Raw genomic sequence first — 13,722 nt, forward strand, 5'->3', positions numbered from 1 at the left:
GTCATGAAATCCCGTGCCGCCGTCGCCTTCGCCGCGGGCGAACCACTGAAGATCGTCGAGATCGATGTCGCCCCGCCGCAGAAGGGCGAGGTGCTGGTGAAGATCACCCACACCGGCGTGTGCCACACCGACGCGTTCACGCTGTCGGGCGATGACCCAGAGGGCCTGTTCCCGGTCGTGCTGGGCCATGAAGGCGCCGGCATCGTCGTCGAGGTGGGCGAGGGCGTCACCAGCGTCAAGCCGGGCGACCACGTCATCCCGCTCTACACCGCCGAATGCGGCGAGTGCCTGTTCTGCAAGAGCGGCAAGACCAACCTGTGCACCTCCGTGCGCGCCACCCAGGGCAAGGGCGTGATGCCGGACGGCACTTCGCGTTTCTCCTACGAAGGCCAGCCGCTGTACCACTACATGGGTTGCTCGACCTTCAGCGAATACACGGTCGTCGCCGAGGTCTCGCTGGCGAAGATCAACCCCGACGCCAACCCGGAGCACGTCTGCCTGCTCGGCTGCGGCGTCACCACCGGCATCGGCGCCGTGCACAACACGGCCAAGGTGCAGGCCGGCGATACGGTGGCCGTGTTCGGCCTGGGCGGTATCGGCCTGGCGGTGATCCAGGGCGCGCGCCAGGCGAAGGCCGGCCGCATCATCGCCATCGACACCAATCCGTCGAAGTTCGAGATGGCGCGGCAGTTCGGCGCCACCGACTGCGTCAATCCGAAGGACCACGACAAGCCAATCCAGCAGGTCATCGTCGAAATGACAGGCTGGGGCGTGGACCATTCGTTCGAATGCATCGGCAACGTCAACGTGATGCGCGCGGCACTGGAATGCGCGCACCGCGGCTGGGGCCAGAGCGTCATCATCGGTGTGGCCGGTGCCGGGCAGGAGATCAGCACGCGTCCGTTCCAGCTGGTGACGGGCCGCAAGTGGATGGGCACGGCGTTCGGTGGCGTGAAGGGCCGCTCGCAGCTGCCAGGCATGGTCGAGGATGCGATGAAGGGCGACATCGAACTTGCGCCCTTCGTCACCCACACCATGCCGCTGGACGACATCAACGAAGCTTTCGACCTGATGCATGAAGGCAAGTCGATCCGCTCGGTGGTGCATTTCTGAATAGCCTAGCCCCTCTCCCGCCGGGAGAGGGGTTGGGGTGAGGGTCCGGCGACATCCTGATGGTCGGACGCCGCGCTTCTTGCAACGTCCACTGCGGTTCGCCCGTTACGCTCCGTCCAACCCTCATCCGGCGCTTCGCGCCACCTTCTCCCGCAGGGAGAAGGGAACACGGGAACCACCATGACACTCGAACGCATCGAACACCGTGCCTGCTTCGGCGGCTGGCAGGACGTCTACCGCCATCGCTCCGAGGTGCTCGGCTGCGACATGACGGTGGGTGTCTTCATCCCGCCGCAGGCCGAACAAGGCCCGTGCCCTGTGCTGTATTGGCTCAGCGGCCTGACCTGCACCGAGCAGAATTTCATCACCAAGGCCGGGGCGCAGCGTTACGCCGTCGAACACGGGATCATCCTCGTCGCGCCGGATACCAGTCCGCGAGGCGAGGACGTGGCCGACGCCGAGGGTTACGACCTGGGCAAGGGCGCGGGGTTCTACGTCAATGCGACGCAGGCGCCGTGGGCGTCGCACTACCGGATGTACGACTACGTCGTCGACGAACTGCCTGCGCTCATCGAAGCGAATTTCCCGGCGACCGATGCGCGCGCGATCAGCGGCCACTCGATGGGCGGCCATGGCGCACTGACGATCGCGCTGAAGAATCCAGGTCGCTACCGCAGCGTGTCGGCGTTCTCGCCGATCGTTGCGCCCTCGCAGGTGCCGTGGGGGCAAAAGGCGTTCGCTGCGTACCTGGGAGAGGACCGTGAGGCCTGGAAGGCGTACGACACCGTTGACCTGCTCCGCCATGCGAAAGAACGGCTGCCGCTGTTCGTCGACCAGGGCGATGCGGACGAATTCCTGCAGGCGCAGCTGAAGCCGGAACTGCTGCAGGCCGCTGCCGCCGAGTCGGACCATCCGCTGACGCTGCGCCTGCAGCCGGGCTACGACCACAGCTACTACTTCATCGCCAGCTTCATCGGCGATCACATCGCGCACCATGCGGCAGCGTTGAAGGCGTAGGGCGGGCTTTAGCCCGCCTGCGGCGCGATCTCGAAGTCGGTGAGCGCGAAACGCGCGTCGCGCAGCTCGGTAGCACCCTGCACGAGCGACAGCGGCGCATCGAACATCGGTCCCGCCGACACGCAGGTATGGAACTCGCCGTTCTCGCCGCAGGGATCCACGTCGGGCGGCAGGGCGGTGAGCAGGGCGGCGTCGAAGGCGCGTCCGGCGAACGCCGCATCAAGCTGCTCCGTATCCACACAGCACAGTCGGGCCCGCAGGCCGCCGGCGGCCATGTCGCGCGCGAGCGTGGCGGTGTCGCGCCCGAACAGCGGCGTGACGACCTCCCATCCAACGCGAGCGAGGTTTTCGACACGATAGGCACGGATGTCTTCGAGGAACAGATCACCGAACGCCATCGTGCGCAGGCCGGGCCAACGCGCCGCGGCATCCGCCAGCGCGGCAGCCATCGCGGTTTCGTACTCGGCGTTGGCGCACTGCGCGGGGATCATCGCTTCGATCAGCGGCAGGCCGGCCGCGCGTGCTTGCGCATGCAGCACGGTGCGGCGGATGCCCTGCATCGACACGCGCTGGGATTCGCGCGTGACGGTGGTCAGCAGACCGACGACCTGGATATCGTCGCGTTGCCTCAACACGTGCAGCGTCCACGCTGCGTCCTTGCCACCGCTCCAGGCCAGCAGGACAGGTGTGCGCACCGGTCCGGTCAGGCGGCCGCCACGTCGCGCAGTTCCCAGGCCCCGCCAGCCAGCAGCCGCAGGCGGTGCTTCAGTACGTGACCGGGAATGGAGGAACGGGCGACCAGCATGATGCTGAGGTCGTCCTGCTTGCCGGCGACGGTCGCATCCGGGTCGACGGCGCCGAGGCTGGCGTCGACCTCGTCCGGTTCGTCCTGATGGGAGCGCCAGCGCTCGAACAGGCTGCTGGTGCGCAGTGCGTGCTGCAGTTGCGCGGCGAATTCTTCCGCGCCGTGCGCGTCGAAGCTGAAAGCCGGATCGCCGCCGCGCGCGCGGACGGGATCGGGCAGGCTGATGTAGTAACGGACCGCCATGGCACCCCCGGTGCAAACCAGGGGCATAGCGTAGCCCCGCCGCGTTAGGCCGCCGTTATGTCGCCTTGAACGGCGCGGGCGGTGCGGCGAAGCCGGCCACGACGGCGCCCTTGCCGACGTTGACCATGCCGGTCAGGCTCATGACGCTCTCGAACACCTCGACCTTGTTGTTCTCGCAGATGTCGCGCAGGCGCTGGTAGCCCGGAAGGGCGCGCAGTTCCGACAGTTCGCCGCCGTAACTCAAACAGACGGTGGGTGTCAGCAGCCCGGCCATCACCCGGTTGCCGGTGAACTTGAACATCTGCTCCACTGCGTTCTCGAAGCCCTTGATCTTGGCCACCGGTTCCGTGTTCCCGGCATGACCGTACAGCACGGGCTTGATGTCCAGCGCGCTGCCCAGCGCCGCGCTCAGCAGGCCGACGCTGCGGTCGCCCTTCGTGCGGGCGCGGTTGCGCAGGTAGTACAGGTCGCGCGGAATCATGTAACCGTGCGTGTTCTGCGCCAGTTCCTCCAGGCGCACGCGGATCTGCTGCACGTTGGCGCCGGCGTCGCGCATGCGCACCGCTTCCACAGCGGTGATGCCCTGCGCGGCGAACAGGTTCTGCGTGTCGATCACCCGCAGCGCGAACGGCGAGTTGTGGCCTGCGGCCTGCCGCACCGGCTTGTAGTCGTTGAGGATGGCGAAGCTGGCCTGCATCGCGTTGTCGTGGATCGGCGAACGCGTCTTCGTGATCGTCATGCAGAACACGTGGTCGTAATCGATCACCAGCTGGCCCAGGAACAGATCCCGGATCTGGTTGACCGTGAACGGCGTGGTCTCGGCCTCGTGGCCGCGCTCGGCCACGTGCGCGTGCAGGAAGCTCAGCGTGGCCTGTTCGTCGCGATGGTCGGCGAGCACGGCTTCGCCGATCCGCACCGTGATCGGCAGGATGACGATGTTGTGTTGCTGCAGGTAGTCCAGCGGCAGGTCGCACGCTGAATCCACGACAATCCCTATGCGCATCTTGCCCCTCCCGGCATCCGTCGCATCCCCTCGGCCCGCCACGCTAGCCGACAACCACGAGGCCGTCGCTGCGTAAACGCGTGAAGTGTGAAATAAATCACCTTTCCACGACTTGCGCCACAGTCTGAACGCGCAGCAGGTCCCGCGAACGGTGCTTAGTCAATCCCGCTATTAATGTGATGCTCATCACATTAATGCGCCTCGTGGGCTTGCCCGACGTGCAGCCGGGTCCGACACTCCGGCGAAAGCAAGGGGCAACATGAAACAGGGGTGGTGGTCATTACTGCTGCTTCTGGCCCTGCTGCCCGCGTCCGCCGCGTTCGGGGAAAACATCGCGCGGATCGACCGGATCCAGCCACTGGCGCTGGAACAGCAGGCTGGACAGCGTGCCGGGCTCTTCTCGGAACGTCGCTTCGAAGGCGACGACGATGGCGTGCGCGTGATCGGCAACGGGCAATGGCGCGTGCAGCCACGGCCCGGCGTCGCCGAGCCACTGCTGGTGATCTACCACCCGTACACCGCACGCGTGACCGTGCTCGACACCCCCGACGGCGCGCCGCGCACGCAGGACCTGTTCCGCGCCGATCTGGATCCGCAGTACACCCGCCGCGCCCTGGTGTTCCCGCTGGCGGGCGACGGTCCGGTGTATGTGCGCGTGGAAGGCGCGCGCTACCCGTTGCATGTCGCCGTCGAATCGCGGCCGCATTACGCCGCCGCGGACCTGCGCCACCTGCGGCTGGTGATGCCGGCGATCGGCGCGGTGCTCGGGGTCTCGCTGGCGGTGTTGCTGTTCTGGGCCATGCTGCGCGAACGCGTCTACCTGTTGTACGCCGGCGCGATGCTGTTCCAGTTGCTCTATGCGCTGTGTTCCTATGGCGAGGCCTACGCTTGGCCGGGTCTGGACACGCTGGCCCGCTTCGGCGCGCAGGGTATCTGGGCGTCCGGCACGCTGGCGACCATCCTGCTGGTCTACCTGTGGCTGGACTACGCCAGCCTGCGCCGCGTGGCGCCGCGGCTGAGCCTGCTGATGAAGTGCGTGGGCGTGTATGGCTGCGGGGCTACGTTGCTGTTCCTTGTATTGCCGTGGCCGGCAAGCAAGGCGTGGTTTCCGGACCTGGCCAACGCCTTGTTCCTGCTGACCAATGCCGTTGCGCTGGTCACCCTGGTGGTCGCCTGGGCGCGGGGCCAGAAGCATGCGGCCTATGTGCTGATCGCCTGGGTGCCGTTGCTGGTGTTCACCATGTGGCGTGCGCTGCGCTTCAGCGGAGGCGAACGTGCCGAACCCTGGCTGGAGTACGGCCTGCCCTGGGTGCTGGCCTTCACCGCGGTCGTGCTGGCACTGGGCCTGGCCGACCGCATGCTGACCTTCCGCCGCGAACGCGACAGCGCCAAGCAGCATGCCGAGCGCGACGGGCTGACCGGTGTGCTCAATCGTGGCGGCATCGAACACCGTCTCGACTGGGCGCTGATCGAGCGCGAACGCGAGCATATTCCGGCCTCGCTGCTCTTCATCGACCTGGATCACTTCAAGCAGATCAACGACCGCCACGGCCATGCGCTGGGCGATGCCTGCCTGCGCGCGGTGACGCGCGCGGTCAGCGAGCAGTTCCAGTACGGCGACCAACTCGGCCGCCTGGGAGGCGAGGAATTCGTGCTCGTGTTGTCCGGCGTCGAACTCCCCGCCGCGATGCGCATCGCCGACCAGGTGGCCGCGCGCATCCGCCGCGACTGCGCGCGCGTGGAAGGCGTGCCCGTCGCGCTCACCGCCAGCATCGGTGCGGCCCAGGCGCGCGACGGCGATTCGGTGGCGTCGCTGATCGCCCGCGCCGACCAGGCCATGTACGTGGCCAAGCGCGCCGGTGGCGATCGGGTGGTGGCCGAAGACACGTCGTGCGCCGACGCAGAAAGCACGAAGGCGCCCGAAGGCGCCTCCGTGGACTGACGACCGCACGCGGTTACTTCGAGTACGCGCGCGGCAGCGGACCGGCCTGCTGCAGATAGCGGTCGCGCAGCTCGGTCTGCCGCGAGCGCATCGGCATCGCACGGCCGCCCAACCACACCTGTTGCGCGGTGTTCGCCACGTCGAGCGGATCGCCGCTCCAGAGCACCAGGTCGGCCAACTTGCCCGGTGCGATGGTGCCCACGCGATCGCCCACGCCAAAGGTCTCTGCCGGCACGCGGGTCAGCCCGGCCAGACCGTCTTCCCACGGCAGGCCATTGGCCACCGCATTGCCCGCCAGCTGACGGACTTTGCGGGCGTTGTGCGAGGCGTCGCCGGCCTGCGAGAAGCTGACGCTCACGCCGGCCGCATCCAGCCGCGTCGCGTTTTCCAGCGTGGCGCCGATCTGGTCGAAGTCCGACGGCAGGTCGGCCAGCGCGTCGACGAACACCGGCACCTTCGCCTGCGCCAACTGCGGCGCCAGCTTCCAGGCTTCGGCGCCACCGGCGATGGCGATGCGCACGTTCTCGCGCTGCGCCCAGCGCAACAGCTGGCGGATGTCGGCCGCGCGGTGCACCTGCACCACGATGCGACCGTTACCCGCCAGGTAGCGCGCCAGGGTCGCACGGCCTGCCGGCGTCAACAATGCGTGCGGGGAATCCACCGGCACGCGGCCGCGCGCTTCGGCCACCATCTGGTCCAGCAGCATCCAGTGCGCGGCGCGCGACTTGCCCGCCAGTTCCGCCGTGCCACTGCCCAGCCGCACGAACAGCGCGCGCGGACCGACCGGATCGGGGCTGCCGTCCAGCCGCATGATGCCGCCCTGGCCCGCGATGAAGGAACCGCCTGTCGATGCGGCGAGCAGGGTGAAGCCGATGCCTTCCACGCGCGCCACCGGGATCACGATCGAGGCCGGGTTGTAGGCCAGCGTCACGTCGAACTCCGGACGCATCGGCTGGTCTTCCAGCGTGACGGCCGCGTCCACCGTGGACGATTCGCCGGAGACTTCCTCGATGCCGATTTCGGTGATGCCGCCGAAGAAGGCCGGCGTCAGCGGACGGCCGTTGGCCTCCACGACGGTGGCGGCCGTCGGCGCTGCCAGGTCGGTACCGACCGCCTGTACCACGCCATTGCGCACCAGCACGTCCGCGTTCTGCAACGTACCCTGCGCGCCGGCGGTGTGCACCGTGGCGTTGCGGATCAGGACGTCCTGCGCGAAGGCGGCGAACGAGGTCGACGCCAGTGCGACAGCTACCGCCAACACCCTCACCGTCGTCCCAGCGAACGCTGGGACCCATTTGGCTTTTGTCTTTTCCGCTGCGTTCGTCATCGAAAGCGAAAGCAAGGTGGATCCCAGCATTCGCTGGGATGACGGCAAGGACACATCCTGCGCGCGGCTCATGGCATCACCTCCTGGCCGAGCATGAAGTCGGAGACGGGTTGCCTGCTGCGGTCGTTGCGGTCGTAGAGGCGGGCGCCGTCGATGTAGACCTGCTCCGCCTTCGCGTACACGCTGAAGGGGTTCTGGTTCCACACCACCACGTCGGCCATCTTGCCGGCTTCCAGCGTGCCGGTCTTGTCGGCGATGCCCAGCGCCTTGGCGGCGTTGCTGGTCACCCAGCGGATCGCGCGCTCCGGCGCGATGTCGCCCATGCCGGCGCGATGCGCATTGGCCATCACCTTCGCCGCTTCCTGGTTGAGGCGTTGGATGCCCTCGTCAGAATCCGAATGCACGATCGCGCAGCTGTTGGCCGGACGGTCCACGATCGCGATGTTTTCCTGGATGCCGTCGAAGGCTTCCATCTTGAAGCCCCACCAGTCGGCCCACAGCGCGCCGCAGACGTTCTCCTGCGCCAGCCGGTCGGCCAGCTTGTACGCCTCCACGCCGTGGTGGAACGCGGCGATCTTGAAGCCGAACTCCTTGGCCAGGTCCAGCATCGTCGCCATCTCGTCGGCGCGGTAGCAATGGATGTGCACCAGGATCTCGCCGTTGATCGCGCCGGCCAGCGTGTCCAGCTTCAGGTCGCGCTTGCCGCCGGCATCGCCACCGCTGTCCGTACCCTCTCCACCGCTGGCGCGCTCCCACCAGCGCTTCTTCTTGGGTTGCTGCGCCTTGGGGGCATTCTTCTTCAGGTACTCGGCGGCGTCGATGAAGGCCGCGCGATAGCCCGCCACGTTGCCCATGCGCGTGGCCGGGCCGCTCTTGCCGCCGTACACGCGCTTGGGATTCTCGCCGCAGGCCATCTTCAGGCCCCACGGGGCACCCGGGAACTTCATGCCTTGGTAGCTGGTGGAGGCCACATTCTTCAGCGTCACCCCGCGACCGCCGACCAGGTTCGCCGAACCGGGCAGCACCTGCAGCGAGGTCACGCCGCCGGCCAGCGCGGTGTGGAAGCCGGGATCCTGCGCCCAGATCGAATGCTCGGCCCAGACGTTCGCGGTCACCGGCGCGGTCATTTCGTTGCCGTCGCTGTGCGCCTTCACGCCGGGGCTGGGGTACACGCCCAAGTGCGAATGCACGTCGATCAGGCCAGGCGTCACCCACTTGCCGGTCGCGTCGACGCGGGTGGCGCCGTCGGGCGCCGACAAGCCCCGGCCCACCGCCACGATCTTGCCGTCGGCCAGCAGTACGTCGGTGCCATCGAGGCGCTCGCCTGTGCCGGTGAGCACTGTCGCGTTGGCCAGCAGCACCGGGCCGGACGGGACCGCACGGTATGTGCTCGGGTACGGGTCCTGGGTGAAGCGCGAGGCGGGTGTGGCGGCAAGCGCGCTGCCGCCCAGCGAGGCCAGGATCAGCCCGGCCAGCAAGGTCGTTCGCATGATGTATCCCCTGGAAGAGACGCCGACCCTAACCGGCCGCGGCGCGTCCTGCCAAGTGCACGCATCGCAGTCGTGCCAGAATTGCCGCACAACAACTAGAAAAAGAGGCTTCCATGAAGGACAAGAGCGAAATCGTCGACAACTGGCTGCCGCGCTACACCGGCGTGCCCCTGGACCAGTTCGGCGAGCATGTGCTGCTGACCAATTTCGGCGGCTATCTCAACGTGTTTTCGCAGCTGACCGGTGCGCCCATCGTCGGCCTGGACCGACCGATGGCCAGCGCGACCGCCGACGGCATCACCATGATCAACTTCGGCATGGGCAGCCCCAACGCCGCGACGATGATGGATCTGCTGTCGGCGATCATGCCCAAGGCAGTGCTGTTCCTCGGCAAGTGCGGCGGCCTGAAGCGCAAGAACCAGTTGGGCGACCTGGTGCTGCCGATCGCCGCCATCCGCGGCGAAGGCACCAGCAACGACTACCTGTTGCCGGAGGTGCCGGCCCTGCCCGCCTTCGCCCTGCAGCGCGCGGTGTCCACGATGATCCGCGACCTGGGCCACGACTATTGGACCGGCACGGTCTACACCACCAACCGCCGCGTGTGGGAACACGACGTCGCTTTCAAGGAACGCCTGCGCGCGATGCGCTGCATGGCCATCGACATGGAAACCGCCACCGTCTTCGCCGCGGGCTTCGCCAACCGCATCCCCTGCGGCGCGTTGCTGCTGGTCAGCGACCAGCCGATGATCCCCGAAGGCGTGAAGACCGAAGCCAGCGACGCCAAGGTCAGCTCCTCGTTCGTCGAGAACCACATCACCATCGGCATCGAAGCGCTGCGGCTGATTCGCCGCAACGGAAAGTCAGTGCGGCATTTGCGGTTTGATGAGTGACCCGGTCCATCGTTGCAGGTAGTCCAGACGGGCCACCACTCTGATCCTTATGTCAGCCTTGCCACCTCTAGATGCGCCGGTTCTAGGACCCTTCTATTCCCATTGGGGATTCAAGAACTGGCTGCTTCATTTGCACCCGGCACACATCGAAGCCGAACCGCTGGGTATCTGGCCATCCATCAAAGGCGGAGCACTGGCTGCTTCGGGCAGTCAAGTGATCGCTCAGGTTGCATATGCACCGGACAAGAATCCACCATCCCGCGCAAGGCGTAGATCCTCGCAGCATTGGATGGTTGACGAGTTGGAGAAGATCGAGGTTCGCAGGCAGCTCTTCACCGCCAATGAGGTGCGGCTAACCTGGCGCGATGAGCGAGCACTGACCCTTGCGCTTGGATTCCGACGATCTACCGATGCGGTACGTCATGCTTTGCGCGCACGTTACCCCGCGCTATACACGGAGCGCGGATTCAAGACCTAGCAACTCGTCCAGGTCGACCTCGCTTCACCTATTAATCCGCTGCAAGCAGGAGGTAACGCCATGAACGAATCCAACGACATCATCACCTTCTGGAAGAACGCGGGCTACGACAAGTGGTTCGCCAACGACGATGCGTTCGATACCGAGTTCGACCAGCGATTCCGGGGACTGCACTTCCGCGCGGCACGGCGCGAGCTGGAAGGCTGGATGGGCGACGCCGAGGGCGCGCTGGCGCTGGTCCTCTTGCTCGACCAGTTCCCGCGTAACTGCTTCCGGCAGAGCGCGCATTCGTATGCTACTGACGGCCTGGCCAGGCACTACGCTACGCGCGCCATCGACGCGAGCTTCGATGCGCAGGTCGATTCGGCGCTGAAGATCTTCTTCTACATGCCGTACGAGCATTCCGAGGCATTGGACGATCAGCAGCGTTCGCTGGACCTGTTCCGTGCCACCGGTGACGAGAACTACATCAAGTACGCACAGCTGCACTACGACCTGATCACCCGCTTCGGCCGGTTCCCGCATCGGAATGAGGCGATGGGGCGCTCGTCCACGCAGGAAGAGCGCGACTACCTTGCCAGCGGCGGTTTCCTCGGTTAGCGGGTTGGATGTGCATCTGTGGGAGCGACGTCAGTCGCGACGGGAAAGCACAGGTATTCGGTCGCGACTGACGTCGCTCCCACAGCCTTGGAAACAGAAAAGGCGAGCCGAGGCCCGCCTTTTCGTGGCTGACGCGAGCGCGGATCAGTACTTGCTGATCGTGCCGTCCACGTCGTCGGCCCAGGCGATGATGCCGCCAGTGATGTTGTAGACGTTGGAAAAGCCGAGCGCGCGGAACTCTTCCGCCGCCTGCTGGCTGCGGCCGCCGCTGCGGCACAGGAAGGCCAGGGCGGTGTCCTTCGGCAGCGCTTCCAGCTCGGCGCGGCCGTTGCCGTCGAAGGTCTTGAACGGCAGCTTCACCGACGCGATCGCGCGTTCATCGGCCGGGCGCACGTCGACCAGCAGCACTTCGCTGGCGCGGACCTTCGCGTCGGCATCCATCGGCGACAGCGCCTGCACCGGCTTGGGCGCATTGGGGTTGTCGATGGCCAGGCCCTTGCCGCGGATGTCGTCCACCCAGTCGATGGTAATGCCGTCGGCGCGGCGCGCGCTGGCCAGGTCGAACTGCACGCGCACGCCGTTGGATTCGGCGGCGATCGCGTTGGCGTCGAACTGGGCCAGCTGGAAGTTGGGCTGGAACTGCGCGTTGATCGACAGCGCCAGCGCGGCGCCCGGGCCGGCGTCGGCCACGGCGTTCTGCAGCATCTCGGCGGCGGCCGCGGTGATGGTGATCGCCGGCGGCGTGCGGTCGGGCGCTTCCAGGCCCAGCAGTGTGGCCAGTTCGCCGGAGTTGGTCATCTGCTCGATGATGTCGCTGCCGCCGACCAGTTCGCCGTCGATGTACAGCTGCGGAATCGTCGGCCAGTCGCCGTACACCTTGATGCCTTCGCGGATCTCCTGGTCGGCCAGCACGTTGACGTGGGCGTAGTCCACGCCGAGCGCCGACAGCGCACCCACCGCCTTGGCCGAAAAGCCGCACTGCGGCATGGTCGGCTGGCCCTTCATGAAGAGCACCACGCGGTTGGACTGCAGGAGGGATTCGATGCGCGAGCGCAGGGCGGGGTCGAGGGACATGTGGGATACCGGAATGCGTGAGGGGCGTGGAAGAAGGGATTTTACGCCCCGTGGCATCATGGGGCATGAGCACGACAGGAACACTGCATCGTCCGCCGCGCCATCCCGGACTGATATTGGGCCTGCTGGCGCTGTCGCAAGTGGGCGTGGCCTGGCTGTGGTGGCGCTGGGGCTGGACCGTGGGCCTGCCTGCGATGATGGCGACCCACCTGGCCGTGGTCTGGGCCACCCTGCATCCACGCGCCACCCTGTTCTGCCCGGCGCTGGCGCGACTGCCCACGGACGAACGCGTGGTCTGGCTGACCATCGACGACGGCCCGTCGGACGACACTGCCGCCATGCTGGACCTGCTGGACCGGCATGGGGCCAAGGCCACCTTCTTCATCGTCGGTGAGCGCGCACAGGCGCGGCCGGCACTGGTGCAGGCCATCCGCGACCGTGGCCACGGCATCGGCAACCACAGCGCCGATCATCCCGATCTGCGCTTCTGGCGGCTGGGGCCCGGCGCCATGGAAGACCAGGTCGGCCGCAGCCAGTCCATCCTGACCGCAATCACCGGTGAGACGCCGCGCTGGTTCCGCAGCGTGGTGGGCATGACCAATCCCTTCGTCGGCCTGTCGCTGAAGCGGCATGGCCTGGCGCGCGTGGCCTGGAGCGCACGCGGCTTCGACGGTGTCGATTGCGAGCCCGACAAGGTGGTGGCGCGCATCACGCGCGACATCGCGCCTGGTGCCATCGTGCTGCTGCATGAAGGCGCGGCGCACGGACACAACGTGGCGATCCTGGCGCGATTGCTGGCGTGGCTGGAGGCGCAGGGATATCGCACCGTGGTGCCGGATGAGGAGCGCGCACGCGACAGGCTAGACGTTGCGGCCTGAATCCTGCTCCCACCGGGAGAAGAGCCTGCCCCGTACGCGATACGGGGTGGCGCGGAGCGCCGGAGGGTGTGGCGGCATCAGGAAAGTTCACCGCCGTTGATTTCGCCGGACCTCACCCCAACCCCTCTCCCGGTGGGAGAGGGGCTCAAACCGCGGCGCGCTGAGCGCACGATGCATGAATACGTCATCGCGCTTCGTGCGCAGGGCGCACGCTACGCGAGCAGGTGGCGGGCGATGGGGAAGGCCAGCCGCGCCCATTCGGTGTACATCGCGGCGGACGGATGCAGGCCGTCATCGGCCACCATCGCCGGTTCGGCGCCGCGCGTGCGGCTGACCGCGGTGATGTCGACGAAGGCGACGTCGCGCTGCGCGCAGGCGGTGCGGGCAGCGAGGTTGTAGGCATCCAGCTCGCGTGCGATCTGGCCTGCATCTCGGCCCGACGCGGCCCCGAACGGGGTCACGCCCCAGTCGGGGATCGACAGCACCAGCACGCGTCCGGGCCGATTGCCGGCGAAGCCGATGGCACGCCACAGCAGTGCGGCGAACTGGGCGCGATACTCCTCCACGTCGCGGCCGCGGTACTGGTTGTTGACGCCGATCAACAGCGTGACGAAGTCGTGTTCGCCCAGTGGCTCGGCGGCGGTGATGGCGGCATCGAGTTCGTCGGTGGTCCAGCCGGTGGTGGCGATGATGCGCGGATCGCCGATCAACACCCCCTCCCTGCGCAGCAGGCGTGCCAGCTGCATCGGCCAGCGGCCTGCCTCATCGACGGCCTCGCCGATGGTGTAGGAATCGCCGAGCGCGAGATAACGCAGCTCGGTGGTGAGGGCGGTGGTGTGCGGGGCGGAGATCGTCGTCATGG

13 protein-coding genes are annotated in these 13,722 nt (G+C 67.1%); 6 read left to right on the forward strand and 7 right to left on the reverse strand.

Going from position 1 to position 13,722, the window contains the following annotated elements:
* The first annotated feature begins 3 nt into the window (after positions 1-3).
* Both AC23D6_RS01270 and fghA read left to right on the forward strand, forming a co-directional pair.
* Positions 4-1,113: an S-(hydroxymethyl)glutathione dehydrogenase/class III alcohol dehydrogenase gene (locus tag AC23D6_RS01270; RefSeq protein ID WP_487751046.1), complete on the forward strand. Its 1,110-nt coding sequence runs from the start codon at positions 4-6 to the stop codon at positions 1,111-1,113.
* Positions 1,114-1,293: 180 nt separating this feature from the next.
* Entirely contained in the window at positions 1,294-2,130 is an 837-nt protein-coding gene (gene fghA / locus AC23D6_RS01275; RefSeq protein ID WP_487751047.1) for an S-formylglutathione hydrolase, read from the forward strand.
* 8 nt (positions 2,131-2,138) lie between these two features.
* On the opposite strand, the gene AC23D6_RS01280 is transcribed toward fghA, so the two are convergent.
* From AC23D6_RS01280 to AC23D6_RS01290, 3 genes are read right to left on the reverse strand one after another with little or no spacing between them, the layout of a single operon-like run.
* Positions 2,139-2,825 (reverse strand): ATP-binding protein, encoded by a 687-nt coding sequence (locus AC23D6_RS01280; protein ID WP_487751048.1) that lies wholly within the window; start codon positions 2,823-2,825, stop codon positions 2,139-2,141.
* An 8-nt stretch (positions 2,826-2,833) separates the two neighbouring features.
* Positions 2,834-3,178, reverse strand: a complete 345-nt coding sequence (locus AC23D6_RS01285) for a hypothetical protein (RefSeq protein ID WP_487751049.1) — start codon at positions 3,176-3,178, stop codon at positions 2,834-2,836.
* A 55-nt stretch (positions 3,179-3,233) separates the two neighbouring features.
* A complete protein-coding gene (locus AC23D6_RS01290; protein ID WP_487751050.1) occupies positions 3,234-4,181 on the reverse strand; it encodes a DegV family protein in 948 nt (315 codons plus the stop codon).
* A 259-nt stretch (positions 4,182-4,440) separates the two neighbouring features.
* Between AC23D6_RS01290 and AC23D6_RS01295 the strand changes: the two genes are divergently transcribed.
* Positions 4,441-6,123, forward strand: a complete 1,683-nt coding sequence (locus tag AC23D6_RS01295) for a sensor domain-containing diguanylate cyclase (RefSeq protein ID WP_487751051.1) — start codon at positions 4,441-4,443, stop codon at positions 6,121-6,123.
* A gap of 13 nt (positions 6,124-6,136) precedes the next feature.
* On the opposite strand, the gene AC23D6_RS01300 is transcribed toward AC23D6_RS01295, so the two are convergent.
* Together AC23D6_RS01300 and AC23D6_RS01305 are read right to left on the reverse strand one after the other, a co-directional pair.
* On the reverse strand, positions 6,137-7,450 hold the full coding sequence (locus AC23D6_RS01300; RefSeq protein ID WP_487752544.1) for an amidohydrolase family protein: 1,314 nt from the start codon (positions 7,448-7,450) through the stop codon (positions 6,137-6,139).
* Positions 7,451-7,518: 68 nt separating this feature from the next.
* Entirely contained in the window at positions 7,519-8,940 is a 1,422-nt protein-coding gene (locus AC23D6_RS01305; RefSeq protein ID WP_487751052.1) for an amidohydrolase, read from the reverse strand.
* Positions 8,941-9,053: 113 nt separating this feature from the next.
* Between AC23D6_RS01305 and AC23D6_RS01310 the strand changes: the two genes are divergently transcribed.
* Together AC23D6_RS01310 and AC23D6_RS01315 are read left to right on the forward strand one after the other, a co-directional pair.
* Positions 9,054-9,830: an AMP nucleosidase gene (locus tag AC23D6_RS01310; RefSeq protein ID WP_487751053.1), complete on the forward strand. Its 777-nt coding sequence runs from the start codon at positions 9,054-9,056 to the stop codon at positions 9,828-9,830.
* 538 nt (positions 9,831-10,368) lie between these two features.
* A complete protein-coding gene (locus AC23D6_RS01315) occupies positions 10,369-10,908 on the forward strand; it encodes a DUF924 family protein (protein WP_487751054.1) in 540 nt (179 codons plus the stop codon).
* 144 nt (positions 10,909-11,052) lie between these two features.
* Here AC23D6_RS01315 and grxD read toward each other — a convergent pair whose 3' ends face one another.
* A complete protein-coding gene (gene grxD / locus AC23D6_RS01320) occupies positions 11,053-11,982 on the reverse strand; it encodes a Grx4 family monothiol glutaredoxin (RefSeq protein ID WP_487751055.1) in 930 nt (309 codons plus the stop codon).
* 50 nt (positions 11,983-12,032) lie between these two features.
* On the opposite strand from grxD, the gene AC23D6_RS01325 reads away from it, so the two are divergent.
* A complete protein-coding gene (locus AC23D6_RS01325) occupies positions 12,033-12,860 on the forward strand; it encodes a polysaccharide deacetylase family protein (protein ID WP_487751056.1) in 828 nt (275 codons plus the stop codon).
* 212 nt (positions 12,861-13,072) lie between these two features.
* Here AC23D6_RS01325 and AC23D6_RS01330 read toward each other — a convergent pair whose 3' ends face one another.
* The gene (locus AC23D6_RS01330; protein WP_487751057.1) at positions 13,073-13,720 is read right to left on the reverse strand and encodes an SGNH/GDSL hydrolase family protein; all 648 of its coding nucleotides are present in this window, start codon (positions 13,718-13,720) and stop codon (positions 13,073-13,075) included.
* Positions 13,721-13,722 lie beyond the last annotated feature (2 nt).

The organism is Pseudoxanthomonas sp. G3 (assembly GCF_057654715.1).